The sequence below is a fragment of the Streptomyces sp. NPDC002446 genome, from assembly GCF_053595675.1.
The window spans coordinates 26,211-51,856 of sequence record NZ_JBSFYC010000015.1 but is presented as its reverse complement, the minus strand read 5'-3'; the positions used below and the strand labels follow the sequence as shown (position 1 = coordinate 51,856).

The window sequence follows — 25,646 nt, the reverse complement described above, 5'->3', positions numbered from 1 at the left end:
GAGGGGCGGGGCCTACGGGGCCTGTGGGGCGTGCCGACCTGGGGCAGGCACGAGGGTCAGTGGTGAGGGCTACCGCGGGGCCAGTCAGCGCTCACCGGCGGACTTGGCCCGGATCCGAAGTTGTGTCAACTACCGTATCCGGCCTTCGGTGCCTGCTTCCTTCCGGTATCCGAGTCGGCAGACGGTCTCCGGCGCCGGAGGCAGAGCCACATGTATAGGGAGCCCCAAAGCTGGAAGACGCAAGCTGCAGTGAGGGCCACCAGTCCGATTCGGATTCCGTAAGCGATCCCAGTGCGCCACCACAGTATCGTCACCCCCAGGTTCACCAGCGCCACGATGGTGTACCACCAGCGCACCGACGGCAGTTGCAGAACCGAGGAACCACGCGCGGCACAGACTGCCGCGGCTACGCATGTGACTGCGCTCGCCCATGCCCATGCGCCCTGCAGCGGAGCCCATTTTCTGTATTGCACTATCACAACTATCTCGAAAGTTGAACCGTACTTCGTCATCGGCAGGATCAGGGCAAGGACCATCGCCGCCGCTGCAGCCAGGAAGGACCAATGGGAGACGGTTCCTAGCAGCCGCCTCGTGACGGGGACTTGACCCCCAGTGGGCTGATCAGCGGCCGCTTCGGTCGCCGGTGGCGGCCTGCTCGCGGCCGGTTCCTTCGGCACTCTCGGAGTCGGCTCAGGCTGCCGCCTCGGGCGCCGCTGTGTCACCGCCTCCGCCTGAACCGGGATCGCCAACTCACCAGTCGCGCTCTGCAGCCGCACGGTGCCAGCGAACTCCCCCCGCTCGGAAACCTCCGCCGCCAGCTCGATCCCGCCTTCCACGTATCGGATCTTCAGCCATGGGTCCGCTCTTGCCTCCATGGTGGCGAGGACGATCGGCGGACCTTCCACCCGAAGCAGGGCCGGTGGGCCCGGGACTCCCACCACGGCCCTTCCGAGATCGAGTGATGGAGGGCCGACCTCGGGCTGGGCCGCCCCAAGCGCTCGGGCAGCGCCATCTGCCACCCGGCGACTGTCGTCGCGCTCCAACTCGGACAGTGCTGCACAGGCCGACAACGCGAGTCCCACATCCTCGCCACGCAACAGACTGCCCAGATCGCCGACAGCCCACAGCCTCCTCTCGCGACTCTCCGAGTGCACAGCATCTGCGAGCTCACGCGGCAACGCTGCGGGCCTGGCCCGCCTGGTACGCGCGATGGGAAGGTCGCCATGCGCACCAAAAACCCATAGCTGCGGAGTCTGGTGAGGGGTGAGCTCCTGCAACCGCTCGCCTACATAGTCAGCCAGCTCGGAGACCCCGACCTCCCCATCACCGTCGCGGTCGGCGTCGCCGGTACGGAGCCCCTCCACCAGGGCGCCGGTGAACAGCGACGGATTGCCTTGAGACGCTGCCCCGCCCGCCACAGGGCGGTCGCCCTCGAAGGCGAATTCGACGGCGCTGGACGCTGTGAAGACCGCCCGTCCTCGCCGCCCTCCGGTGCGCTCCAGATCCTGAAAGCTGTCCTGTACGTGCGCGTCCGTACCGGCCCGTGCGAACAACCCGCGCTCAAAGGCCCCGGCATAGCAACAGTCCAGGAGCAGGACCGCCCGCTGTGCACGGCTCGCCAGCATCAGACTGCTCACGTACTCAGCCGGGATCGCGGTCGAGGCCAGCCGGGCCCGGCTCGTGTCGGTGGTGGCGAGGAACAGCTTGCCCGCAGCGTTCTTCACCCCGTGGCACGAGAAATGCAGCAGCAAGGTGTCCTGTGGCCGCCTGTCCGCGAAGAAGTCTTCCACCGCGATGCGGAGCTGTTGGACCGTTGGATCGGTCAGCACCTCCACGTCGAAGTCACCGATGGAGGTGTCGCCGAGCACCTCGGCGAGGCTCTCCGCGTCGTCCGTCGGGGCCCGAAGCGCACCGAGTCCTACGTCGAGGTAAGTTCCCGTCACCACGACGAGCGCGTACCTGTCCCGATCGGTCATGGCCCCGCTTCCCCAGGTGCCCGCCCGCAGCGGGCGAGCCATGCCTCGGCCAGCCGTCGCTGCTCCTTGCTGCGGACGCCCGTGAGCTCAAGACGGTTGCCGTCGATCTCCAGGACGCACGTTGACTCTCCGCTGCGCCCCAACCACTCTTTGACGACGGCGACCACCCCCTCAAGGAGCGGCAGCACAGGAGGCAGTGTCACCAACAGAACGTCCAACAGCTCCGTAGCGCCGCTCCGAGCACCCTCCGGAGTTGGGCCGGCGTCGGGATGTTCCACCTGGTCCACGTCGAGCAGCAGCAAGTCCTCCCGCAGGCCCTCGATATCGCGGTGCAGGAGCTCGATCTCATCGTCTGCATGCTGGACAGTGATCCGCAATTGCCTGGTCACGGCACCTCGCCCCGCCTGGCTGCTGTTCAGAACGGTCCAGAGCCCACCGCCTCAAATCCAGTCTGGCACCGCCTGCACCTCTGCGCATGCCTGTGGGCCCACCCCAGATGAGACCGAGGCTCATTCGCCGGTCGGTGCCACACCCACTGGGCAGCTCACGCCAGTCCCGCCGATCCCGCAGTACCCCGCAGGGTTCTTGTCGAGGTACTGCTGGTGGTAGGCCTCCGCCGGATAGAAGGGGCGGGTGTCGGCGGGGAGGATTTCGGTGGTGATGTCGGGGTAGCCGGAGTTGTGCAGGACGGCGCGGTAGGCGTCGCGGGAGGCCTCGGCGGCCTGCTGCTGGGCGGGGGAGTGGGTGTAGATCGCGGAGCGGTACTGGGTGCCCACGTCGTTGCCCTGGCGGAAGCCCTGGGTCGGGTTGTGGGACTCCCAGAAGAGCTTCAGCAGGGCGGTGTACGGGACGACGGCCGGGTCGAAGACGACGCGGACGGCCTCGGTGTGGCCGGTGTGGCCGCTGCAGACCTCTTCGTAGGTGGGGTTGGGGGTGTGCCCGCCCTGATAGCCGACGAGGGTGGTCCACACGCCCTCGGTCTGCCAGAACTTCCGCTCGGCGCCCCAGAAACAGCCCAGGCCGAAGTCCGCGGTCTCCAGGCCGTCCGGATACGGGCCGAGCAGGGCCTTGCCGAGGACGGTGTGCCGGTCGGGGACGGCGAAGGCCCGCTCGGGGCGGCCCTCGAGTGCTTCGTCGGGGGTGGGGAGGTGGGTCTTGAAGCGGGAGAACAGCATCGGGATCAGGCTCCTGGGGAGGGAGAGCGGGTGGGTGGGCGGGGAGGGGAGCTGGGTGAGGGGAACTGGGGAGGGGAACTAGCGAGCAGAGCTGGGTGTGCAATGGGCCCAACATCGGGGAGGGCGGCGGCATTCCGGCGGCCGGGCCCCGCGGTGGGTTGGTTTTGGGGGCCCTGGTCCCAGTTGGTGGGGAGGGTGCCCCTGGTCCCCGGTTGGTGGGAAAGGCGCCTTGGGCCCCTTGGGCCCTTGGTTCCCGTTCGGCGGGACGGCCGCCCTAGCTCCCGGCCGGTGGGAAGCCCGCCGACGTGCCGCCGAGCTGTTCCCAGCCGGCGATGGCCTGGGCGCGGTAGGCGGCGTACTCGGCGGCGGGGCTGCGGCCGTACGACCAGGGGACGGCGCCCACATGACCGTCGACCAGGCGGAGCTGCTCCATGGCCTCGGCGTAGCGCTCGGCGCGTACCAGGAACCACACCAGCAGATGGCGGACGTGGGGAGCCATGGGGTGGTCGGCGGGGGCCTCGCGGAGCGCGAAGTGGGCGCCCTCGATGGCCCGCTCGACGACCGCGCTCTGGTAGAGGCTGCGGACCATGTTGGCCTCGGGGAGGTGCTCGTAGACCGCGAAGAGGGGCAGCGCCGGGAGCAGCGTCCCCGCGGGGGCCGCGGCCGCCGCGCGCTCGGCGAACGCCTCGGCCTCCGTACGCGAGCCGTGCCACTTCTGCGACCAGTACGGGAGCGCGGCCAGATGTGCGCCCATGTGCTGCGGGGCGCGCTGGGCGACCTTGGACCACAGCGCCTCGTAGTCGGCGGGGCGCTCCCCCAGGCCGCGGGCGACGGCCAGCTCGGTGATGTACGGGATCGGGCTGCCGGGGGCCAGCAGCGCCGCCTCGCGGCAGACCGTGCGGGCCTCCTCCAGGATCATCCGGAAGTCCTGCGAGCCCGGGTCGCGCAGCGCCTGGACGACCAGGAACTGGGCGTGCGTCTGGGCGCCGCCGGGGTCCTTGGGCGCCTCCGAGCGCCACGTCCGCAGCCAGATGCCGCCGGTCCGGCCCCCGCCGTCCCCGTCCGTCCCGCCCTCGGCCAGCTCGAACGCGGCCGCGCCGGCCAGCTCGAACGCGGCCGCGCCGGCCAGCGTCTGCACCCGCTGCCAGCGGCGCTCCCAGTCGTCGCCGGTGGACTTCAGCAGCTCGGCCGCCGGGCGCCAGTCGTGCGTCCGGCGCATCTCGGCCAGCGCGGCGTCCAGCTCCTCGTCGGGGCCCGGCAGCCGTACGTCCAGCTGCTCCAGCGGTACGAAGCCGTAGCCCGCCATCGGGTCGGCGGCCACCACCAGGCCCCGCTGGGTGTGCTGCACGGCCCGCCGGCGTCGCATCCAGGGCAGGAAGACGAGGCCGCCGAGCGCGAGCGCGGCGAGGAGAACCAGCAGAGCGTCCATGTGAGGTGTCCTGTACCTGTAGCGGTGCGGCGGGGCCGGGGTGGTGCTGAGGTGCGCGCGGGGGAACCGGTGCGCGGTGCCCTTTGTATGTATCCACTATCCAGCGAACCAGAAAGTTCCGGGAAGGCCGGGGCCGACTACCCTCGGCAGGCATGAGCGATCAGCGCGACCAGCGCCACCAGCATTTCGAGACCCTCGCCATCCACGCGGGCCAGGAGCCTGACCAGGCCACCGGCGCCGTGGTGCCGCCCATCTACCAGGTTTCCACCTACAAGCAGGACGGTGTGGGCGGGCTGCGCGGCGGCTACGAGTACAGCCGCAGCGCCAACCCGACCCGGACCGCCCTGGAGGAGAACCTCGCGGCCCTGGACGGCGGCCGCCGCGGCCTCGCCTTCGCCTCCGGCCTCGCCGCCGAGGACTGCCTCCTGCGGACCCTGCTGACCCCCGGCGACCACGTCGTCATCCCCAATGACGCCTACGGCGGCACGTTCCGCCTCTTCGCCAAGGTCGTCGAGCGCTGGGGCGTGGAGTGGTCGGTGGCCGACACCTCCGACCCGCAGGCCGTCCGCGCGGCGCTGCGGCCCCGTACGAAGGTGATCTGGGTGGAGACGCCCAGCAACCCGCTGCTCGGCATCAGCGACATCGGGGCGCTGGCCGGCGTCGCGCGGGACGCCGGCGCCCGGCTCGTCGTCGACAACACCTTCGCCAGCCCCTACCTCCAGCAGCCGCTCGCGCTCGGCGCCGACGTGGTGGTCTACTCCACGACCAAGTACATGGGCGGCCACTCGGACGTCGTCGGCGGCGCCCTGGTCGTCAACGACGACACCCTCGGCGAGGAACTCGCCTACCACCAGAACGCGATGGGCGCGATCGCCGGCCCCTTCGACGCCTGGCTGGTGATGCGCGGCATCAAGACGCTGGCCGTCCGCATGGACCGGCACAGCGCCAACGCGGCGCGCGTCGCCGAGCTGCTGTCCGCGCACAAGAAGGTGACCCGCGTCTACTACCCGGGGCTGTCCGACCACCCCGGCCACGAGGTCGCCGCCAAGCAGATGCGTTCCTTCGGCGGCATGGTGTCGTTCCAGGTCGCGGGTGGCGAGCAGGCGGCGGTGGAGGTCTGCAACCGGGCCGAGCTGTTCACCCTCGGGGAGTCGCTGGGCGGCGTCGAGTCGCTCATCGAGCACCCGGGCCGGATGACGCACGCCTCGGTGGTCGGTTCCGCGCTGGAGGTCCCCGGCGACCTCGTACGCCTCTCGGTCGGCATCGAGTCCGCCGACGACCTGCTGGCCGACCTGACCCAGGCGCTGGGCTAACCGCTGCGCTTGGCTGCGGCCGACGTGTTTGGCTTCCCGCCGTGGGGGTTGTTCGCCGTTGCGCCTGCGGCGGGCGTGGTGTGTTGGGTGCGGTGCCGCTCCTCCGGACTTCGTCCTGCGGAGCGGCACCTCCCGTGAGTGGGTGGTGAAGAGGGCCGGTGGGGGCTGGCGTCACTCGTCCATTGCGCGCACGTACGGGCTTACGTACACCCCCACCGGTCTCCTTCCACCCACCCACGGAAGGGGGCGGACCGTAGGACGGAGTCCGTAGGGCCGCACCCGCAGCCGACAAGCCCCGCGCAGCGGCAACAGCCCGCCGCAGGCGCACCACGAGCAACCCCCACGGCGCCGCAGCCGACAACGTGGGAAGCGAACCGTCAGGAACTGGGCGTCATGGACGCGGTGATGGCGGTGATGCCGGAGAGCGAGGCGTTGAAGCGCGTCAGAAGCGTGGTGAACGCCTCGCGTTCCTCCTCGGACCACCCCTCCGTCACCAGCGCCATCAGGGCGCGGCGCGAGGCGCGCACCTCGTCGAGCCGGGCGTGCCCGCGGTCGGAGAGCTGGAGCACCACGGCCCGGCCGTCCTCGGGGTGGGTGGCCCGGCTGACCAGCCCGGAGTCGACCAGCGGGGCGACCTGCCGGGTGACCGTCGAGGAGTCGATGCCCATACCGGCGGCCAGGGCCTTGACGCCCATCGGGCCTTCCTGGTCCAGGCGGTTGAGCAGCAGATACGCGGCGCGGTCCATGGAGTTGCGCGCCTGTCCGACGCCGCCGAGCCGGCTCTGCTCTGCGCGGCGGGCGAAGACGGCTACTTGGTGCTGCAGCGCGTCGAGGAGAGCGGGAGCGGGATCGGAGTGGGTCGTCATGTCCGAAGAGGTGGGCATGGCCGGGAGCTCGCTTCGATGGATATGCGTATGGGTGGGAGGACAGCGTACGCGGACCCGGCGCGGAGCGTACCTGCGCTGCCCAATCCGATAACGCCCTGTAACCCCTGCCCGCCCCTTGGACGGACGGGCCGGGCGAGAGGCAAAATGCCAGACTGGCGGCATGGCAGCTCATCCGCCGCGTACACCGCACGAGACCTCCGCATCCGCGTTCCCCGCCGCCGGTCCGCTCGCCGGTGACCCGATCACGGTCGATGACGTACGCGAGGCGCACAAGATCCTCTCCGGTGTCGCACGGGCCACCGCGATGGAGGGCAGCCGCTATCTGTCCGGACTGGTCGGCGCGCCCGTCCACCTCAAGTGCGAGAACCTCCAGCGCACCGGCTCCTTCAAGATCCGCGGCGCCTACGTACGGATCGCCGGGCTCAGCGCTCAGGAGCGGGCGGCCGGTGTGGTGGCGGCGAGCGCCGGCAACCACGCGCAGGGCGTGGCGCTCGCGGCGTCCCTGCTCGGGGTGCGCTCGACGGTGTTCATGCCGGTCGGCGCGCCGCTGCCGAAGGTCGCCGCGACCCGTGAGTACGGCGCCGAGGTGCGGATGCACGGCCAGGTGGTCGACGAGACGCTGGCCGCCGCGCAGGAGTACGCGCGCGAGACCGGGGCGGTCTTCATCCACCCCTTCGACCACCGCGACATCATCGCCGGGCAGGGCACGGTCGGCCTGGAGATCCTCGAACAGTGCCCGGAGGTGCGCAGCATCGTCGTCGGGGTCGGCGGCGGCGGGCTGGCGGCGGGCATCGCGCTCGCGGTCAAGGCGCTGCGGCCGGATGTGAAGGTCATCGGGGTGCAGGCGGCCGGCGCGGCCTGCTATCCGCCGTCGCTGGCGGCCGGGCGTCCGGTGGCGGTCGAGGGGCTGTCGACGATGGCGGACGGCATCAAGGTCGGGCGGCCGGGCGAGGTGACCTTCGGGATCGTGCGGGAGCTGGTGGACGAGGTCCGTACGGTCTCCGAGGACGAGCTCTCCAGCGCGCTGCTGCTGTGCCTGGAGCGGGCGAAGCTGGTGGTGGAGCCGGCCGGGGCGAGTCCGGTGGCGGCGCTGCTCGCCGACCCGGAGTCCTTCGAGGGGCCGGTGGTGGCGGTGCTGTCCGGCGGGAACGTCGATCCGCTGCTGCTGCAGCGCATCCTGCGCTTCGGCATGGCGGCCGGGGGCCGCTACCTCTCGCTGCGGCTGCGGCTGACGGACCGGCCGGGGGCGCTGGAGACGCTGCTCGGGGTGCTGACGGTGGTCGACGCGAACATCCTGGACATCGGTCATGTGCGCACGGATCCGCGGCTCGGGCTGACCGAGGTCGAGGTGGAGCTGCATCTGGAGACCAAGGGCCCGGCGCACTGCGCCGAGGTGCGCGCGGCGCTGAACGAGGCGGGTTACGCGGTCGCGGAGTGACGCAGGGGGCGGTCGCGGGGTGACCGCAGGGTGCCGCCGCGGAATGACCGCAGAGTGCTGCCGCGGAGTGACTGCACGGTGTTGCCGCAGAGTGCAGCCGCGGAGTGGCCGGGCGGTGCTGCCGGGCGGCGGTCGTACGCGGGGCCGCTCGTGCGGGCTCGGGCTGGGAAAATTGTATCGCGATGTATCGCGTTTCGGAGTAGCATCACGGCCGCGGGGTGCCGGTGAGCCACGGCGCTCCGTTGCGGACAAATGCCCCAATGGGCCTTTACAGACCGCAAAACGTACCATTCGACCTGGAACTGACCCGAGCCATGGGAGTATCCCTATGCCAGGCGCCATTTACGCCGAAGGTCTGGTGAAGACCTTCGGCGACGTGAGGGCACTGGACGGCGTCGACCTCGACGTTCCCGAAGGAACCGTCCTCGGAATGCTCGGCCCGAACGGTGCCGGCAAGACGACCGCCGTACGGGTCCTGACGACCCTGATCCGGCCCGACCGCGGCAAGGCGGAGGTTGCCGGGATCGACGTCCTCGCACACCCCGACAAGGTACGCCGGTCGATCGGCCTGTCCGGCCAATTCGCCGCCGTCGACGAGTACTTGACCGGCCGCGAGAACCTGATGATGGTCGGCCAGCTCTACCAGATGAGCGGCCGCGACGCCAAGCGCCGGGCCGCCGAGCTGCTGGAACGCTTCAACCTCGGCGACGCCGCCGACCGTACCGCCAAGACCTACTCCGGCGGTATGCGCCGCCGGCTCGACCTCGCGGCGGCGCTGGTCGTCAGCCCGCCCGTGATGTTCATGGACGAGCCGACCACGGGCCTGGACCCGCGCAACCGCCAGGCGCTGTGGGACGTCATCCAGGAACTGGTCGCGGGCGGCACGACGCTGCTGCTCACCACCCAGTACCTGGAGGAGGCCGACCGCCTCGCGCACGACATCTGCGTCGTCGACCACGGCAAGGTCATCGCCCGCGGCACCTCCGACCAGCTCAAGGCGCGTACCGGCGGTGAGCGCGTGGAGGTCGTCGTGCACGACCCCGAGCACCTCACCCTCGCCGACGAGGTCCTGCGCGGCTTCGGCAGGGGCGAGAGCACGGTGGAACCGCACACCCGCAAGATCACGACCCCGGTGGCCGGCGGCGCCAAGCTGCTCGCCGAGGTCATCCGCGAACTCGACAGCCGGGGCGTGGAGATAGATGACATCGGCCTGCGCCGCCCGACCCTCGACGACGTCTTCATCTCGCTGACCGGGCACGCGGCCGAGACGGCGGACGAGGACGGCGGGAACGGCGCCGCGGCCGGTGCGGACGGCGCCGGCGGCCCGGGCCGCCAGAAGGAGGGCGTGAAGTGACCACGGTGACCGAAGCGGCCGGTGACGGCCGCGTCCGCACCCCGCAGCCCCGCGGCGGCGTCAGCCGCTCCGTACGCGACTCACTGGTGGTCGCCAAGCGCAATCTGATCCGGATGGTGCGCATCCCCGAAGTCGTGATCTTCGGGCTGATCCAGCCGATCATGTTCGTGGTGCTGTTCACCTATGTCTTCGGCGGCTCCATCATCATCCCCGGGGCCCCCGTGGGCGACACCCAGGCCTATCGCGAGTTCCTGATGGCCGGGATCTTCGCGCAGACCGTCACCTTCGCCACGGCGGGCGCCGGCGCGGGCATCGCCGACGACATGCACAAGGGGCTGATCGACCGGTTCCGGTCGCTGCCGATGTCCCGCGGCGCGGTGCTCACCGGCCGGACCCTCGCCGACCTCGTCCAGACCGCGCTGACGCTGGTGGTGCTGGCGGTCGTCGCGCTGCTGATCGGCTGGCGCACCCACGAGAACCCCGCCGCGGTGCTGGCCGGCTTCGCGCTGCTGCTCCTGCTCGGCTACGCCTTCTCCTGGATCGGCGCGCTGATCGGCCTCACGGTGCGCACGCCCGAGGCGGCCACGTCCGGCGGGCTGATCTGGCTCTTCCCGCTGACCTTCCTGTCCAATGCGTTCGTACCGGTCAACGGCATGCCGGCGTTCCTGCAGCACATCGCGGAGTGGAACCCCTTCAGCGCGACGGTGGCCGCCTCCCGCGAGCTGTTCGGCAACACCATCGCGGGGGTGCCCAAGTCGGTGACCGGCGCCTGGCCGATGGAGCACCCGGTGCTCGCCTCGGTGCTCTGGTCCGTCCTGATCATCGCGGTCTTCCGGACGCTGGCGGTCCGCAAGTACCGGTCGGCTGCGGCCTGAGACGGCCCTCGGCCCTTTGCCGCGCAGCACGCGGCGCGGATACGGCGAAGCGGCCCGGAGCACGATGCTCCGGGCCGCTTCCCCTGTCGTCGGCGAGGCCGCGGGACTCAGCCGGTGTACGGCTTGGCGTCGAGGACCTTGACGCTCGCCTTCTTGCCGTTGGGGAGCTCGTACTCCGCGTCGGCGCCGATCTTCTTGCCGTTCACGCCCGCCCCCAGCGGCGACTGCGGGGAGTAGGTCTCGATGTCCGAGCTCGCATACTCCCGCGAGGCCAGCAGGAACGACAGCGTGTCGTCGGGGTCCCCGTCGAACGCGATGGTGACGACCATGCCGGGAGCGACGACGCCGTTGGCGGCCGGGGCCTCGCCGACCTTCGCGGTCTCCAGCAGCTGCTTCAGCTGGCGGACGCGGGCCTCCTGCTTGCCCTGCTCTTCCTTGGCCGCGTGGTACCCGGCGTTCTCCTTCAGGTCACCTTCCTCGCGGGCCGCCGCGATCTTCTCGGTGATCTCGGCGCGTGCGGGACCAGACAGGTGCTCCAGCTCGGCCTTGAGCTGGTCATACGCCTCCTGGGTCAGCCAGGTGACGTTCTCGCTGGTCTGGGTCACAGGTGCTCCTCGTCGGTACTGGGGATAAATCAAACGCCCTACCAGGAAGGTTTGCGCCTTCACGGGTGGGCGAAACCACGAGCCTAACAATTCCGGCACAAAACGGGGAAGAGGAAAATCACAGTCCTCGCACAGCCCCGCATCATCCCTGATCAGAGGCGGTCACGACACGTCCGTGAGCGGTGGAGGCCGGGCGTGGTGGCACCGGGGCGCCGGAGCGTGGCGGCGCGGTCACCGGCCGCCGTGGCCTCCGGCGCGCGCTTCGCGGACCGGACCGGCGCCGCGCGCGCTTCAGCCGTGGCCGGCCGCCGTACAGCCCACCAGGACCGCGGTGGTCGCCCGCTTCGTCGTACGCAGCGTGACCTCGGTGTCCACCTGCTCGGTGCGCTGCTCGACGGCGACGTCCTTGCGGCCGACCTCGGCGCCGTCCTCGGACTGCGAACGCAGCGTGCACACGCCCTTGGCGTCCGCTTCCTTGACGACCTCTAGATGGATCTTGACGGCATGGTCGGAGACCGCGTCCCAGGTGATCACGCGGCCGCTGAGGTCCTGCCCCGTGATGTACGAGACGCCCGACCAGCCGACCACGCCCAGCAGCGCGACGCCGAACACCGCACCGATGATCTTGAGCTTGCGGTCCGCGCGCTGGTCCGCGGGGCGGCCGTAGCGTCCGTCGGGGAGCCCTTCGCGCACCGCCGCCATGATCCATCCTCCTGGTACGGGGACCGGGGACCGGAAACCCCCGGGGGGTCCCCGCCCCAGGGAATACAGCGCCCCCTCGCTTCGGTCACTATAGGAGGCATATTCTCCGGCCCTTAACTGAGGATCGAGTCTTGACTGAGCAGCTGCGTTTGATGGCGGTCCACGCCCACCCCGACGACGAGTCGAGCAAGGGTGCGGCCACCATGGCCAAGTACGTGTCCGAGGGGGTGGACGTGCTGGTCGCCACCTGCACAGGAGGCGAGCGGGGTTCCATCCTCAACCCCAAGCTCCAGGGGGACCCGTACATCGAGGAGCACATCCACGAGGTGCGCAAGCGGGAGATGGACGAGGCCCGGGAGATCCTGGGCGTCAAGCAGGAGTGGCTGGGCTTCGTCGACTCCGGGCTGCCCGAGGGCGACCCGCTGCCGCCGCTGCCCGAGGGCTGCTTCGCGCTGCAGGACGTCGAGGAGGCGGCCGGGCGGCTGGTCAAGCTGATCCGGGAGTTCAAGCCGCAGGTCATCACGACCTACGACGAGAACGGCGGCTACCCGCACCCGGACCACATCATGACCCACAAGATCACGATGGTGGCCTTCGAGGCGGCCGGCGACCCGGAGAAGTACCCGGAGGCCGGTGAGCCCTGGCAGCCCCAGAAGCTCTACTACAACCAGGGCTTCAACAAGCCGCGCACGATCGCCCTGCACGAGGCGCTGCTGGCGCGCGGCATGGACTCGCCCTACGGCGAGTGGCTGGAGCGCTGGAAGCAGTTCGAGCAGCGTGAGCGCACGCTGACCACGTACGTCCCCTGCGACGAGTTCTTCGAGATCCGCGACAAGGCGCTGATCGCCCACGCCACCCAGATCGACCCCGACGGCGGCTGGTTCCGGGTGCCGATGGACATCCAGCGCGAGGTCTGGCCGACGGAGGAGTACGAGCTCGCCAAGTCGCTCGTGGACACTTCCCTCCCCGAGGACGACCTCTTCGCGGGCATCCGCAACAATTGAGCCCATGATGAGCGCGACCAGCACCCTCGCCCTGACGCACTTCGTCACCCTTGCCGACAGCTTCGACAAGAACAAGGTGACCCCCGGCGTCCTCGGCTTCATCGTCTTCGCGGTCATCGGCGGCGCCGTGTGGCTGCTGATGAAGTCCATGAACAAGCAGATGAAGAAGGTGGACTTCGAGGAGGCGCCGGAGGAGGGCGCGCCGGGCGCCGACGCCCCGGCTGCCTCCGCGGTGGCCGAGCCGAAGACCGGCTGACGGCGAGGGCCGGCTGACGGCGAGGGCCGGCCGGGCCGGTGCACACCGGCCCGGCGGTCCGCATGGACCGGGTGACGGCCCGCGGCCGGCCGCATGGCAACGGCCGGCCGGCCTGCCCGGCGGCTCGCTGGCCCGAGCGGTCAGCGGGCCGGGGCCGAGGCCGAGGCCGAGGAGCGGCTTGCGGGCCGGGGCTGGGGAGCGGCCTGCGGGCCGGTGCCGGGGAGCGGCCTGCGGGCCGGGGCCGGGGAGCCGCCGTCGGGGAGCCGCCGGCGGGCCGGGGCCGGGTGCCCCGGACGCCCCGGGTGCCCCGGACGCCGTGCCCCGGACGCCCCGGGTGTCACTCCGCGGCGACCGGCGCCGTCGGTACGCCCATGACCTCGCGGGCATGGCGGTTGGGCACCATGCCGAGCTGCCAGGCCCGCCAGCCCGTCTCCGGCTCCACCCCGCGGTCCAGCAGCAGCGTGAACGCCTCCGCGCAGTCCTCCAGCTTCGAGTCGCGCAGCGGGTGCCGGTCCCGGACCAGCTGGGCCAGCTCCTCCTGGGCGACGGCCGTGCCCACCACGGAGCCGCCCGGTGAGGCGAACGGCAGCAGCGTGCAGCGCAGGAACCGCGCCCAGTCCTCGCCGCGCCGGTCGCCGTAGCCGGCGAATATCCGCGCCGCCTCGTCGGCCAGCTCCAGCGCCTGCGCGGCCCGGCCGTTGCCGGCGTCGATGATCACCAGCTCCAGGCAGGACCACGCCTCGCCGTGCGGTACCCCGATCCGCTGGAAGTCCTTACGGGCGTCCTGCAGCAGCTGGCGGGCGAAGCCGCTGTTGCGCAGCGAACCGGTCTGCTCCGCCCGCAGATCGCGGGTGACCCGACCCGAGTGGTGGCGCGCGCAGGCCAGGCCGTAGCCGTCCTGCATCCGGCTGAACATCGTCCGCGAGCGCTCCAGCTGCCGCAGCGCCGCGTCGTGTTCGCCGCGCTCCTCCAGCGCCTGGCCCAGGTAGTACATCGTCCAGGCCTCACCGCGGGCGTCCTCGTGCTGGTGGTGCAGCGGCAGCGCCTGCCGCAGCCCGTCCACCGCGGGCCCCGGCTCACCGTCCACCAGCCGGGCCCGGGCCAGCTGCGTCATCGCCCAGGCGGCGCCGCGCTCGTCGTGGGTGCGGCCGTAGAGCTCCAGCGCGGACTGCAGCGCGCCCTCCGCCTGCGGCACCTCGCCCATCCGCAGATACACCTGGCCGAGCTGGAAGTGCGCCCACGCCTGGCCGTGCAGGCTCTCGCTCTGCTCATGCAGCTCCAGGGACTCGCGGAGCATGGCGATGGCGTCGGCGATCTGCGCCCGGTCCCGCTCCACCGCCGCCAGCGCATGCAGCGTCCAGGCCCGGTCGCCGAGCATGTCCGGGCCGGACTGCAGCTCCAGCGCCTCGCGGAGCTTGGCCGCGGCCTCGGTGAGATTGCCCTGCTGCTGGAGTGTGATGCCCAGGTCGCGCAGCGCGCGGGCGGCGCCCACCGGATGCTGCGCCTCGAAGTAGAGGTCGACCACGGACGACAGGGTCGTCCGCGCCTTGTCGAGCTCGCCGAGCTGCCGGGCCGCCACACCCGTACGCCACTGCACCGAGCGCGCCAGCAGGCCCTGGCCGACCGCCCGGGTCAGCTCGTTCAGCTCGCCCAGGCGGTAGAGGTCGCCGCGCAGCAGGCAGTAGTCGGCCAGCGCACCCAGCAGATGCGAGACCGCGGCCTGGTCCACGCCCTGGTCGGCGTGGCGCAGCGCGGCCGTGATGAAGCTGGTCTCGTCGTCCAGCCACTGCAGGGCGGCGTCCAGCGAGGTGAAGCCGTGCGAGCCGAAGCGGTCGGCGCGGGTGGACGTACGGCCGTCGACCAGCCGGATCACCGAGTCGGCCAGCTCCGCATAGCCGCGGATCAGCCGCTCCTGGGCCGCGCCGCGCTCGCCCGCGTCCTCCTCGTCCACCAGCCGGTCGTGGGCGAAGCTGTGCACCACGGCGTGCATGCGGTAGCGCTCGCCGCGCACATGCTCGAGCAGCCCGGCCCGCACCAGCGTCGTCAGCTGGCGCTCCGCCTCCGCGTTGTCGACGCCCAGCAGCGCCGCCGCGGCCGCCGCCCCCAGGCTCGCCCGGCCCACCAGCGCCAGCCGGCGCAGCAGCCGCCGGGCCGCCTCGGGCTGGTCGGCGTAGCGCAGCGCCAGCGCACGCTCCACCGGCGCCGCCGAGCCGTGCGCCGCCAGGTCCGAGGCCAGTGCGGCGGCGGTGCGCGACCCGAGGGCGGAGCCTGCCACCCGCAGGGCCAGCGGCAGGCCCGCACACAGCGCGGAGATCTCCTCGATCGCCCGGGAGTCGTACGGCCCCGGCTCGCCCGACGCCTCCTCGCCGGCCGCGGAGGTGGCGCGCAGCAGCTCGTCGGTGCCCGCCGCGTCCAGCGGCCCCACGGGCAGCTGATGCACCCACGCCGCCAGGTCCCCGGGCAGCTCCAGCGGCGTCCGGGAGGTCACCAGCACCAGGCTGTCGGAGCGCTCCGGCACCAGCGTGCGCACCTGCTCGGGGTCCGAGGCGTCATCCAGCAGCACCGTCACCGGAAGGCCGGTCAGATGCTGGTGGTACAGCTCGGTGAGCCGCTTGACGTGCTGTTCCTGGGACGGGCGTTCGCGGAACAGGAGCTGCTCGCGGGGCGCCCCCAGGCGGTTGAGCAGATGCAGCAGCGCGTCCCGGGTGGGCAGCGGCACCTCACCGGGGGTGTCCCCGCGCAGATCCACCACACAGGCGCCACGGAACTGATCACGCAGCTGGTGCGCGGCCCGCACCGCCAGCGCCGTACGGCCCGAGCCCGGCTCGCCGTGCAGCACCACCACCGCCGGCTTGGTCTCCGTGCTCGCCCGGGCCGCGTGCACCCACTGCGCGATCTGGGTCAGCTCGGCCCGCCGCCCGGCGAACGGGCCTTCCACGCTGGGGAGTTGGGCGAAGGAATGCTCCAGTACGGACCGCTGCCGGGCCGCGGCGCTGCGGTCCGCGCCGCGCAGCTGCGGCCCCCGGGCGGCCTTCGCCGCGGCGGCCGGCTTGGCCGTCTGGCTGCCGCTGCGGGCCGCCGCCGTCAGCATCCGCTGCTGGTCCAGGAACGGCCGGATGCCCCGTACCTCCAGCGCCGTCAGCCACTGCAGCCGCAGCTGCTCGGGGCCGCCGGGCTGACCGCGCATCCCGGCCTCGCGGTGCGCGGCCGGCCAGTGGCCCGCGGTCAGCTTCACCACCGTCGCCGCCGCGCCCGCCACCACCACGGCGGCCCCGGCGCCCAGCGCCGCGCCCGCGCCCGTGCCATAGGCGAGGTCCGTGCCGAACGCCGCCAGCGCCGCCACCGCCGTCGCCACCGCGGGGGTGCCCAGCTCCTTGGGGGACAGCCGCTGCGCCAGAGACGGCCGGCCGGCGGCCGCCTCGTCCAGCGCCCGGACATAGGCGGTGTACTCCTCGGCGGCGCTGCCGGCCAGATCCTCCAGCGCCGCCCGCGCTCTGCCGAGCATCGCCCCGGCGTCCAGCCGCCCGTCCGAGCGCCGCACCTCTTCCTCGACGGTCCTGGTCAACAGCGCTTCCGCGTCCGCCCGGTGGCCCTCGCGCAGCGCGGCCGGTGAGCCTGACATGCCCATCCCCCTTCAGCAGTCCCAGCAGTTGTCCGGCGGTTCCCCCGGTCCCGGGCGGTGATCTTCGCCGTACGCACAGTGTTCCGCGTCCGCATGAAATCCGGCAGGCCTGTGGATAACCCGCCGCCGGCCGGACGATCTCCGCCCTCCGCTCCCGGATGGAACCATGCCGAACCGCCTGGCTCATGAGACTTCCCCGTATCTGCTCCAGCACGCCGACAACCCCGTCGACTGGTGGCCGTGGTCCGCCGACGCATTCGAGGAGGCCGGGCGGCGCACCCTCCGCAAGTGCGACGCGGAGCGCTGCACGGCCCGCATCACACGTTTTCGGGCGAGGCGCGGCGGTGCAGCGGCTGGGGCAGGTGCAGGACGGACGGGCCCCCACACCAGGGCGGCTGAGTCGGATTTCTGCGTGGCCTGGCTCAGGCGGTGTCAAATCGCCACTATCTCGATATCGCCGTCATTATCAGCTCTAGAGATATGGCTAAGTTATCGGCGTCGGCCGAATTTTGGCGCGTTTGCGCCCCTCGAGTATGCGGCGGGACGGGGCATTGGCGGTGATGTACGGTGGGGCGCGGGTAACGCGGCAGACGCGGCGTGTGTCTATTTCGAAGAAATCGCCAATCTTCTGGACTCGGCTGCGGATTCATTTGATTCTCTGAAGGCGAACTATGCAGCGGTGGCGAACCTCGCCTACGGGATGGCGGAGTCGGTGAAGGCCGGTCTGATGTTTATCTCCGATTTGGCGATCGAGGCATTCATTGAATTCATGGCAGGGCTGGCCGCCGCAGAGACGGGGGTCGGCTTGATCGGAACCGCGGCGGCATGGGCTCTGGTGGCGAAAAACGCTCTCAAGGCGGTTGAGAAATACGAGAAAATCGTCAAGGCGATTGATGTTGCTATGATGATCTCCAAGGCGGGCTATGCGGAGTGTGGTCGAGAATCGGCCGGCATGGAGGCGAAGGTCAAAAAGTTTCCCTTTCCTGGGAAGAGCTACGACAATGCAGTGGTGTGATCCGGAAAGGACGCGCGTCGGTGAGCGTTGAGCGATCAAACATGGGCAAGCGGTCGAAACTTAGTCGCATAGCTGTTGCCCTCTCCGGGGTGGCGGTATTCTTCATTGTTGCGTTCGTGCGGGACGAAGGCTGGCGGAACCCGGGACTCTCCGCGCTCACCCTCACTTTTACTCTTTCTGCGGCTTTGTCGATCTTGGCGTGGCGCAAGGAACGCTTGTGGCCGGCCATCCTGGCGATGGCGATGATTGTCGCCGTAGCGGTGGTCGCCAAGATCCTGGGGCCGTGATGGGCGCCGTCTGACCCTCTGCGCCCTGGGCGGTGCCGCGGTGCACCCGCACTGCCCAGGACAACGGCGGCGGGGTGAAGTGTGTGGCCTGCGGGCAGGGGCGCGGAACCGCCACCGCAGAAGACCGTTGGCCAACCATCGGGCGTCCGGATCACGCCGCCACTCTCGCCCACTTTGACGGGCGGCAGCTCCACCTTCCGAGCGCTGGGACGAGCCCGGCTACCTCCACATCCGGGGCTTCCCCGCCACGGACTACCCGTTCCGCCGAGGCGACCGCGACAGTCTCCGGGGCGAGATGACCAACGCCGAACGCGCCCACACACCGGAGCCCTGGCTGACCTTCTACACGTGATGGCGCATAAGTGCAGATCGGCCGAGCGGGGCAGGGCTGCGCGGGCTTCGCCATCAGGGTTGGGCGCTGTGAGAGGCTGGGTTGTATGAACCGGTTGGCTGGTGTGACCTCGCCTTATTTGCTTCAGCACGCGGAGAATCCGGTCGACTGGTGGCCCTGGACGCCGGAGGCTTTCGAGGAAGCACGGCGGCGCGATGTGCCCGTTCTGTTGTCGGTCGGCTACTCTGCGTGCCACTGGTGTCACGTCATGGCCCACGAGAGCTTCGAGGACCCGGCCACCGCCGCGCTGCTCAACGAGCACTTCGTGTCGGTCAAGGTCGACCGCGAGGAGCGCCCGGACGTCGACGCGGTGTACATGGAGGCCGTGCAGGCCGCCACCGGGCAGGGCGGCTGGCCGATGACCGTCTTCCTCACCCCCGACGCCGAGCCCTTCTACTTCGGTACCTACTTCCCGCCCGAGCCCCGCCACGGCATGCCGTCGTTCGGGCAGGTCCTGGAAGGGGTGCGCAGCGCCTGGGCCGACCGCCGGGACGAGGTCGGCGAGGTCGCCGGACGGATCGTCGCCGACCTGGCCGGGCGCTCGCTGACCGACTCGCTGCCCGCCGACCGGCGGCCGCCGCGTCCCGAGGAACTGCACACCGCCCTGATGGGCCTGACCCGTGAATTCGACGCGGTGCACGGCGGGTTCGCCGGTGCGCCCAAGTTCCCGCCGTCCATGGCGTTGGAGTTCCTGCTCCGCCACCACGCCCGCACCGGCTCCGCCGGGGCCCTGGAGATGGTGCAGGCGACCTGCGCGGCGATGGCCCGCGGCGGCATCTACGACCAGCTCGGCGGCGGCTTCGCGCGCTATGCGGTGGACGCCACCTGGACCGTGCCGCACTTCGAGAAGATGCTCTACGACAACGCCCTGCTGTGCCGGACCTACGCCCACCTGTGGCGCTCCACCGGCTCGGACCTGGCCCGCCGGATCGCCGTCGAGACCGCCGACTTCATGGTCCGCGAACTCCGCACCGACCAGGGCGGCTTCGCCTCGGCCCTGGACGCGGACAGCGACGACGGAACGGGCAAGCACGTCGAGGGCGCGTACTACGTATGGACGCCGGAGCAGCTGCGCGCCGTACTGGGGGAGAAGGACGCGGAGTTCGCGGCCGCGTACTTCGGTGTGACGGAGGAGGGCACCTTCGAGCAGGGCGCCTCGGTACTCCAACTCCCCGACACGGACGTCCTGGTGGACGCCGAGCGGGTGGTCTCCGTCAAGGAGCGGCTGCTGGCCGCGCGTGCCGAGCGGCCCCGCCCCGCACGGGACGACAAGATCGTCGCCTCCTGGAACGGGCTGGCCATCGCCGCGCTCGCCGAGACGGGTGCCTACTTCGACCGCCCCGACCTGGTCCAGGCCGCCACCGACGCCGCCGACCTGCTGGTCCGCGTCCACATGGACTGGCATGCCCGGCTGCACCGCACCTCCCGCGACGGCGCGCCCGGCGCCAACTCCGGCGTCCTGGACGACTACGCCAGTGTCGCCGAGGGCTTCCTCACCCTCGCCTCGGTCACCGGGGAGGGCGTCTGGGTGGAGTTCGCGGGCTTCTTCCTGGACACCGTGCTGCTCCAGTTCACCACCGAGGACGGCGCGCTCTACGACACCGCCGCCGATGCCGAGGCGCTGATCCGCCGCCCCCAGGACCCGACCGACAACGCGACGCCCTCCGGCTGGACCGCGGCGGCCGGCGCCCTGCTGTCGTACGCGGCCTTGACCGGCAGCGACCTGCACCGCAGCGCCGCGGAACGGGCCCTGGGCATCGTCACCGCGCTCGGCGGCCGGGCCCCGCGCTTCCTCGGCTGGGGGCTCGCCGTCGCCGAGGCCGCGCTGGACGGGCCGCGCGAGATCGCGGTCGTCGGCCCCCAGGGCGATCCGGCCACCGCGGCACTGCACCGCGCCGCGCTGCTCGGCACCGCCCCGGGAGCGGTCGTCGCGCTGGGCGCCCCGGGGTCCGACGACGCCGACGAGGTCCCGCTCCTCAAGGACCGCCCCCTGGTCGAGGGCGAACCGGCCGCGTACGTCTGCCGCCGCTTCACCTGCGAGCGGCCCACGACGGACGCGCAGGAACTGACGGAGCGGCTCCGGGGCTGAAGCGGGGTGGGGAAGTCCTCCGCGCTGCCCGGCCAACCGGCCGCTGTCAGTGGGTGGTTGTAGCTTGCGAGGGTGATGAACTTGCTCGGGCGGCGCCCCCTTGCCCAGGAAGCCGCGGCGTTACGGGCCGGCACGGACGACCCGGTCGCCGCGGCGCAGCGTACGTGTGACCGCATCGACGCCGTCGACGGTCAGGTGCGGGCCTTCGTGCCGGAGCCCGGCCGGCGCACGCGGCTGCTGGCGGCGGCGCGGGAGCGGGCGGCGGCCGGCCGGGCCTCCGCCGCGGCCCGTCTGCCGCTCCATGGTGTGCCCGTGGGCGTCAAGGACATCGTGCGGGTCAAAGGTCTGCCGACCCGGGCGGGCTCTGCGCTGCCGCCCGGGGCGCTGGCCGGCCCGCAGGCCGCCGTCGTCGATCGGCTGTGTGCGGCCGGTGCGCTGATCGCGGGCAAGACCGTGACCGCGGAGTTCGCGGTCACCGCGCCGGGCCCCACCCGGAATCCGCACAACCTGTCCCATACGCCCGGGGGTTCCAGCAGCGGCTCCGCGGCCGCGGTCGCCGCGGGCATGGTGCCGCTGGCCATCGGAACGCAGACCGTCGGCTCGATGATCCGGCCCGCCGCGTACTGCGGCGTGACCGGATTCAAGCCCACCTACGGACGGATCCCGGTCGCCGGAGTGATCCCCAACGCCGTCAGCTTCGACACCCTCGGGTGCTACGCCACGGATGTGGCGGGTGTGAGCCTCGCGGCGTCGGTGCTGCTCGACGGCTGGCGGGCGGCGGAGCCGGCCGCGGACCGGCGGCGCCCGGTGCTGGGCATACCGGTCGGCCCCTATCTGGACCGGGCGGGCCAGGAGGCGCTGCGCGCGTTCAGGGAGCAGCGGGAACTGCTGGAGACCGCCGGGTACACGGTCCGTGAGGTCCCGGTGATGGCCGACTTCGAGCAGGTCGTGCGGCAGCTCTTCACGATGAACCGCTACGAGGTCGCCCGGGCCCATGCCGAGTGGTTCGCGGCCTTCGGCGGGCGCTACCGGCAGGAGACCGCGGCGGCCGTCCGGCAGGGGCAGGCGATCGGGGACGCCGACTACGAAGCGGCCCGTGCCCGGCGCCGGGAATTCAGCGAGCGGCTCGCGGCGGACGGCGGCGCCGCCGGCGTCGAGCTGTGGATCGCCCCCTCTGCCACCGGCCCCGCCCCCGCCGACCTGACCACCACCGGAACGTCGATCATGTGCCTGCCCTGGAGCAACGCCGGACTGCCGTCGGTCAGCCTGCCCGCCGGCCATGCCGCCAACGGGCTGCCGCTCGGTCTCCAGGTCGTCGGCGGCCACGGCGCGGACGAGGACCTGCTGAAGGCCGCGGCGGGCATCGAGCGGGCGCTCGACCGGGCGGCGGGAGCGGCCCCCGGCCGGTCCGCCCCTATCCGGTCCGCCGCTATCCGGTCCGGCCGGACAGTGTGAGCCCCCGGGCCAGCAGGTCCAGCGTCCGGTCGATCAGCCCGATGAGCGCATCGGGGTCGGCGGTCGGGCTCTCCTCGCCCCAGCTCAGCATCGCCTCCTGGAGCGCGGCCAGGACCGCCGCGCTGATGACCCGCGGCTCCAGGTCGTCGGCGCCGCGACCGGTGCGTTCGGCCAGCACCGCGCTGATCGTCGCGGCGGCCCGCGCGGTGTTCTCCGCCGTACGGCCCCGGACGGCGGGCACCTCGCGGATCAGGCGGACGCGCTGGGCGAGTTCGGCGCGTTCCGGTGCGGCGATCCTGCCCAGCGCCTGTGTGGTGACCTGCCGCATCGACTCGATCACCGGCTCATCGGCGGGGCGGCCGCGGATCCCGTCCGCCAGCTCGGTGACGTACTCGTCCGTCAGCACGATGTCCTCCTTGGCGGGGAAGTAGCGGAAGACCGTGCTCGGCGAGACGTCCGCGGCCTCGGCGATCTGCTCGGTGGAGGTCGCCTCGTACCCCTGCTCCTCGAAGAGGCGGTAGGCGGCCCGCCGGATCGCCTGCCGGGTCTGGAGCTTCTTGCGCTCCCGCAGTCCGGGCTTGGGGCTCCCGGGCGGCGTGGCGGCGTCGGTGGCGTGTGCGGAGACCATGCGCAGCATTGTCCGGCACATTGACCGGCATCGGCCGTGCGGGAGCCGCTGCCCGCGTCCGTGCGCGGAGGGCCGGGGCGGGTCGGGGTGGGCGCGGCGGACGGTTGTCAGTGGCGTCTGTCACGCTGGGGGTGTCGGTGGCCACGTTCAGTGACGGTGACCGTGCGGGGCCGCAAGCCGACTGGATCGCAAGCTGGCTGGGTCGCCAGCCGACTGGATCGCCAGCCGGCTGGATCGCGAGTCGAAAGGGGTGGGTGCCGAAAGGAGTGGATGCCGAATGGAGCGGAGCCCGTCTGGACCTGGATCTGGACCTGGATCTGGAGCTGGACCTGGCGTGCCTAGGCGTGCGTGTAGGCCACCAGCGAGATGCCGACGTAGTGGACGACGAAGGCGGCGAGGGTGAAGGAGTGGAAGACCTCGTGGAAGCCGAACCAGCGCGGTGAGGGGTTGGGGCGCTTGATGCCGTAGATGACGCCGCCGGCGCTGTAGAGGAGGCCGCCGACGATGACGAGGACGAGGACGGCGATACCGCCGGTGCGCAGGAAGTCGGGGAGGAAGAAGACGGCGGCCCAGCCCATGGCGATGTAGCAGGGGGTGTAGAGCCAGCGCGGTGCGCCGACCCAGAAGACCCGGAAGACGATGCCGGCCAGCGCGGCCGCCCAGATCGCCCAGAGCAGCGCCTGGCCGCGGGATCCGGGCATCAGCAGCATCGTCAGCGGCGTATAGGTGCCGGCGATGATCAGGAAGATGTTGGCGTGGTCGAGGCGGCGCAGTACGCCGTCGGCCCGCGGGCCCCAATTGCCGCGGTGGTACAGGGCGCTGACGCCGAAGAGCAGGCAGGCGGTCAGCGTGTAGATGGCACAGGCCAGGCGGCCGCGGGTGCTGTCGGCGAGCGCGGTCAGGATGACCCCGGACAGCAGGACGGCGGGGAACATCCCGGCGTGCAGCCAGCCCCGCAGTTTCGGTTTGAGCGGTGCGGCCGCGGCGGTGACCGCCGCGATCGCGTGCGGCGCGGAGGGGGGCGTGCTCTCGGCGGCGTCGGGCGCGGAAGACATGGCGCAATGCTACCTACGCGACCGTAAGTTACGGATCTGTGCCGGAGTGGTGACGGTCACGAAGGGGCCCTCTGGACAGATCCCCATCGGGGTCGGATGATCAAATGAGTGCGGTCGGCACCGGATGAGCGGTCACGAAGCATCCGGGTCGCGGCCCCCAAGGGGCAGACAACCAAAAGTTGCGGATTTCGCCCTCACAACGGGCAGGTATCCGTCCACACCCTCATCTAGGAGCGATCGTGGCGCGCGACAACGCGGCTCCCACCATTCCGACCCGTCACCAGGGCCTCATCTCCTGGGTCGACGAGATCGCAGCGATCACCCAGCCCGACCGGGTCGTCTGGTGTGACGGCTCGGAGGCGGAGTACGAGCGTCTGTGCGAGGAGCTCGTCGACAAGGGCACGTTCAAGAAGCTCGACCCGATCAAGCGTCCCAACTCGTACTACGCCGCCTCCGACCCGTCGGACGTGGCCCGTGTCGAGGACCGCACCTTCATCTGCTCCGAGAAGGAGGAGGACGCCGGCCCGACCAACCACTGGAAGGCCCCCGCGGAGATGCGGGAGATCTTCGTCGGTGAGCAGGGCAAGGGCGGCATCTTCCGCGGGTCGATGAAGGGCCGGACGATGTACGTCGTCCCGTTCTGTATGGGCCCGCTGGGCTCGCCGCTCTCCGCCATCGGCGTGGAGATCACCGACTCCGCCTATGTCGCGGTCTCGATGCGCACCATGACGCGCATGGGACAGCCGGTCCTCGACGAGCTCGGCGAGGACGGCTTCTTCGTCAAGGCCGTCCACACCCTCGGCGCCCCGCTGGCCGAGGGCGAGGCGGACGTTCCGTGGCCGTGCAACTCCACCAAGTACATCTCGCACTTCCCCGAGGACCGCGAGATCTGGTCCTACGGCTCCGGCTACGGCGGCAACGCCCTGCTCGGCAAGAAGTGCTACGCGCTGCGCATCGCCTCCGTCATGGCCCGTGACGAGGGCTGGCTCGCCGAGCACATGCTGATCCTCAAACTGACCCCGCCGCAGGGCGAGTCGAAGTACGTGGCCGCCGCCTTCCCCAGCGCCTGCGGCAAGACCAACCTGGCCATGCTGGAGCCCACGATCTCCGGCTGGACGGTCGAGACCATCGGCGACGACATCGCCTGGATGCGCTTCGGCGAGGACGGCCGCCTCTACGCCATCAACCCCGAGGCCGGCTTCTTCGGTGTGGCGCCCGGCACCGGTGAGCACACCAACGCCAACGCCATGAAGACGATGTGGGGCAACTCCGTCTTCACCAACGTCGCGCTCACCGACGACGGCGACGTGTGGTGGGAGGGCATGACCGAGGACGAGCCCGCCCACCTGACCGACTGGAAGGGCAACGACTGGACGCCCGCGTCCGGGACCCCGGCGGCCCACCCCAACGCCCGCTTCACCGTCCCGGCCGGCCAGTGCCCGATCATCGCGCCCGAGTGGGAGGACCCCAAGGGCGTGCCGATCTCGGCGATCCTCTTCGGCGGCCGCCGGGCCAGCGCCGTACCGCTGGTGACCGAGTCGCTGACCTGGCAGCACGGTGTCTTCCTCGGCGCGAACGTGGCGTCGGAGAAGACCGCCGCGGCCGAGGGCAAGGTCGGTGAGCTGCGCCGCGACCCGTTCGCCATGCTGCCGTTCTGCGGCTACAACATGGGCGACTACATGGCCCACTGGATCAAGGTCGGTGCCGACAAGGACCAGTCCAAGCTGCCGAAGATCTACTACGTCAACTGGTTCCGCAAGGACGAGGCGGGCCGGTTCGTCTGGCCGGGCTTCGGCGAGAACAGCCGGGTGCTCAAGTGGATCGTCGAGCGGCTGGAGGGCAAGGCCGAGGGCGTCGAGACCGCCATCGGCGTGCTGCCCGCCAAGGACGCGCTGGACACCGAGGGCCTCGACCTCGCCGACGCCGACCTCGACTTCCTGCTCACCGTCGACAAGGACGTGTGGCGCGAGGAGGCGGCGCTGATCCCCGACCACCTCAACACCTTCGGTGACCACACGCCCAAGGAGCTGTGGGACGAGTACCGCGCGCTGGTCGAGCGGCTCGGCAAGTAGCCGCCCGGACATGACGCC

The 25,646-nt window shown here is 71.4% G+C and carries 21 protein-coding genes and 1 pseudogene; 12 read left to right on the top strand and 10 right to left on the bottom strand.

All coding sequences use genetic code 11. The annotated features are described in order from the left end of the window. Positions 1 to 125 precede the first annotated feature (125 nt). The 4 genes from ACWD6P_RS11685 to ACWD6P_RS11670 all read right to left on the bottom strand — a co-directional run bounded on the left by ACWD6P_RS11685 (position 126) and on the right by ACWD6P_RS11670 (position 4,580). Positions 126 to 1,976 (bottom strand): caspase, EACC1-associated type, encoded by a 1,851-nt coding sequence (locus ACWD6P_RS11685; RefSeq protein WP_451443867.1) that lies wholly within the window; start codon positions 1,974 to 1,976, stop codon positions 126 to 128. Continuing rightward, a complete protein-coding gene (locus tag ACWD6P_RS11680) occupies positions 1,973 to 2,365 on the bottom strand; it encodes a hypothetical protein (RefSeq protein ID WP_451443866.1) in 393 nt (130 codons plus the stop codon). Before ACWD6P_RS11680 ends, ACWD6P_RS11685 begins: the two co-directional genes overlap by 4 nt. Before the next feature lie 120 nt (positions 2,366 to 2,485). After that, positions 2,486 to 3,151, bottom strand: a complete 666-nt coding sequence (msrA, locus tag ACWD6P_RS11675) for a peptide-methionine (S)-S-oxide reductase MsrA (protein ID WP_451443865.1) — start codon at positions 3,149 to 3,151, stop codon at positions 2,486 to 2,488. Between the two features lie 274 nt (positions 3,152 to 3,425). Continuing rightward, positions 3,426 to 4,580: a hypothetical protein gene (locus ACWD6P_RS11670; protein WP_451443864.1), complete on the bottom strand. Its 1,155-nt coding sequence runs from the start codon at positions 4,578 to 4,580 to the stop codon at positions 3,426 to 3,428. Between the two features lie 152 nt (positions 4,581 to 4,732). Here ACWD6P_RS11670 and ACWD6P_RS11665 point away from each other — a divergent pair, with 152 nt between their 5' ends. Beyond that, a complete protein-coding gene (locus ACWD6P_RS11665) occupies positions 4,733 to 5,893 on the top strand; it encodes a cystathionine gamma-synthase (protein WP_451443863.1) in 1,161 nt (386 codons plus the stop codon). A 377-nt stretch (positions 5,894 to 6,270) separates the two neighbouring features. Here ACWD6P_RS11665 and ACWD6P_RS11660 read toward each other — a convergent pair whose 3' ends face one another. Beyond that, entirely contained in the window at positions 6,271 to 6,777 is a 507-nt protein-coding gene (locus ACWD6P_RS11660) for a MarR family winged helix-turn-helix transcriptional regulator (RefSeq protein WP_451443862.1), read from the bottom strand. A 163-nt stretch (positions 6,778 to 6,940) separates the two neighbouring features. On the opposite strand from ACWD6P_RS11660, the gene ilvA reads away from it, so the two are divergent. The 3 genes from ilvA (at position 6,941) to ACWD6P_RS11645 (ending at position 10,447) form a co-directional block, all read left to right on the top strand. Then, positions 6,941 to 8,218, top strand: a complete 1,278-nt coding sequence (ilvA, locus tag ACWD6P_RS11655; protein WP_451443861.1) for a threonine ammonia-lyase — start codon at positions 6,941 to 6,943, stop codon at positions 8,216 to 8,218. A gap of 328 nt (positions 8,219 to 8,546) precedes the next feature. After that, positions 8,547 to 9,572, top strand: a complete 1,026-nt coding sequence (locus ACWD6P_RS11650) for an ATP-binding cassette domain-containing protein (RefSeq protein WP_451443860.1) — start codon at positions 8,547 to 8,549, stop codon at positions 9,570 to 9,572. Continuing rightward, positions 9,569 to 10,447 carry an ABC transporter permease gene (locus ACWD6P_RS11645; RefSeq protein ID WP_451443859.1) on the top strand — a complete coding sequence of 293 codons (879 nt, stop codon included), beginning with the start codon at positions 9,569 to 9,571 and terminating at the stop codon, positions 10,445 to 10,447. Before ACWD6P_RS11650 ends, ACWD6P_RS11645 begins: the two co-directional genes overlap by 4 nt. A gap of 107 nt (positions 10,448 to 10,554) precedes the next feature. On the opposite strand, the gene greA is transcribed toward ACWD6P_RS11645, so the two are convergent. Both greA and ACWD6P_RS11635 read right to left on the bottom strand, forming a co-directional pair. After that, complete coding sequence (gene greA, locus ACWD6P_RS11640; protein ID WP_451443858.1) at positions 10,555 to 11,052, bottom strand: transcription elongation factor GreA; 498 nt, start codon at positions 11,050 to 11,052, stop codon at positions 10,555 to 10,557. Between the two features lie 291 nt (positions 11,053 to 11,343). Then, positions 11,344 to 11,754 carry a DUF4307 domain-containing protein gene (locus tag ACWD6P_RS11635; protein ID WP_451443857.1) on the bottom strand — a complete coding sequence of 137 codons (411 nt, stop codon included), beginning with the start codon at positions 11,752 to 11,754 and terminating at the stop codon, positions 11,344 to 11,346. Between the two features lie 131 nt (positions 11,755 to 11,885). Here ACWD6P_RS11635 and mca point away from each other — a divergent pair, with 131 nt between their 5' ends. Further along, positions 11,886 to 12,758, top strand: a complete 873-nt coding sequence (mca, locus tag ACWD6P_RS11630) for a mycothiol conjugate amidase Mca (protein ID WP_384432507.1) — start codon at positions 11,886 to 11,888, stop codon at positions 12,756 to 12,758. 4 nt (positions 12,759 to 12,762) lie between these two features. Next, positions 12,763 to 13,014 (top strand): hypothetical protein, encoded by a 252-nt coding sequence (locus tag ACWD6P_RS11625; protein WP_451443856.1) that lies wholly within the window; start codon positions 12,763 to 12,765, stop codon positions 13,012 to 13,014. Positions 13,015 to 13,351: 337 nt separating this feature from the next. On the opposite strand, the gene ACWD6P_RS11620 is transcribed toward ACWD6P_RS11625, so the two are convergent. Then, positions 13,352 to 16,636, bottom strand: a complete 3,285-nt coding sequence (locus tag ACWD6P_RS11620; RefSeq protein WP_451443855.1) for a tetratricopeptide repeat protein — start codon at positions 16,634 to 16,636, stop codon at positions 13,352 to 13,354. Between the two features lie 166 nt (positions 16,637 to 16,802). Between ACWD6P_RS11620 and ACWD6P_RS11615 the strand changes: the two are divergent. The 5 genes and pseudogenes from ACWD6P_RS11615 to ACWD6P_RS11595 all read left to right on the top strand — a co-directional run. Then, positions 16,803 to 16,913, top strand: a pseudogene (locus tag ACWD6P_RS11615) (DUF255 domain-containing protein); the annotation flags it as partial. 135 nt (positions 16,914 to 17,048) lie between these two features. Next, positions 17,049 to 17,651, top strand: a complete 603-nt coding sequence (locus tag ACWD6P_RS11610; protein WP_451443947.1) for a hypothetical protein — start codon at positions 17,049 to 17,051, stop codon at positions 17,649 to 17,651. A gap of 20 nt (positions 17,652 to 17,671) precedes the next feature. After that, positions 17,672 to 17,938 carry a hypothetical protein gene (locus ACWD6P_RS11605; RefSeq protein WP_451443854.1) on the top strand — a complete coding sequence of 89 codons (267 nt, stop codon included), beginning with the start codon at positions 17,672 to 17,674 and terminating at the stop codon, positions 17,936 to 17,938. A 437-nt stretch (positions 17,939 to 18,375) separates the two neighbouring features. Beyond that, entirely contained in the window at positions 18,376 to 20,418 is a 2,043-nt protein-coding gene (locus ACWD6P_RS11600; protein WP_451443853.1) for a thioredoxin domain-containing protein, read from the top strand. A 72-nt stretch (positions 20,419 to 20,490) separates the two neighbouring features. After that, positions 20,491 to 21,873, top strand: a complete 1,383-nt coding sequence (locus tag ACWD6P_RS11595; RefSeq protein WP_451443852.1) for an amidase — start codon at positions 20,491 to 20,493, stop codon at positions 21,871 to 21,873. On the opposite strand, the gene ACWD6P_RS11590 is transcribed toward ACWD6P_RS11595, so the two are convergent. Together ACWD6P_RS11590 and trhA are read right to left on the bottom strand one after the other, a co-directional pair. Further along, positions 21,848 to 22,501 (bottom strand): TetR/AcrR family transcriptional regulator, encoded by a 654-nt coding sequence (locus ACWD6P_RS11590; protein WP_451443851.1) that lies wholly within the window; start codon positions 22,499 to 22,501, stop codon positions 21,848 to 21,850. The two genes, ACWD6P_RS11595 and ACWD6P_RS11590, sit on opposite strands and share 26 nt — an antisense overlap. Positions 22,502 to 22,839: 338 nt before the next feature. Further along, positions 22,840 to 23,556 (bottom strand): PAQR family membrane homeostasis protein TrhA, encoded by a 717-nt coding sequence (gene trhA, locus ACWD6P_RS11585; protein WP_451443850.1) that lies wholly within the window; start codon positions 23,554 to 23,556, stop codon positions 22,840 to 22,842. 239 nt (positions 23,557 to 23,795) lie between these two features. Here trhA and ACWD6P_RS11580 point away from each other — a divergent pair, with 239 nt between their 5' ends. Beyond that, positions 23,796 to 25,628, top strand: coding sequence for a phosphoenolpyruvate carboxykinase (GTP) (locus ACWD6P_RS11580; protein WP_451443849.1), 1,833 nt, complete (start codon positions 23,796 to 23,798; stop codon positions 25,626 to 25,628). The last annotated feature ends 18 nt before the right edge of the window (positions 25,629 to 25,646 follow it).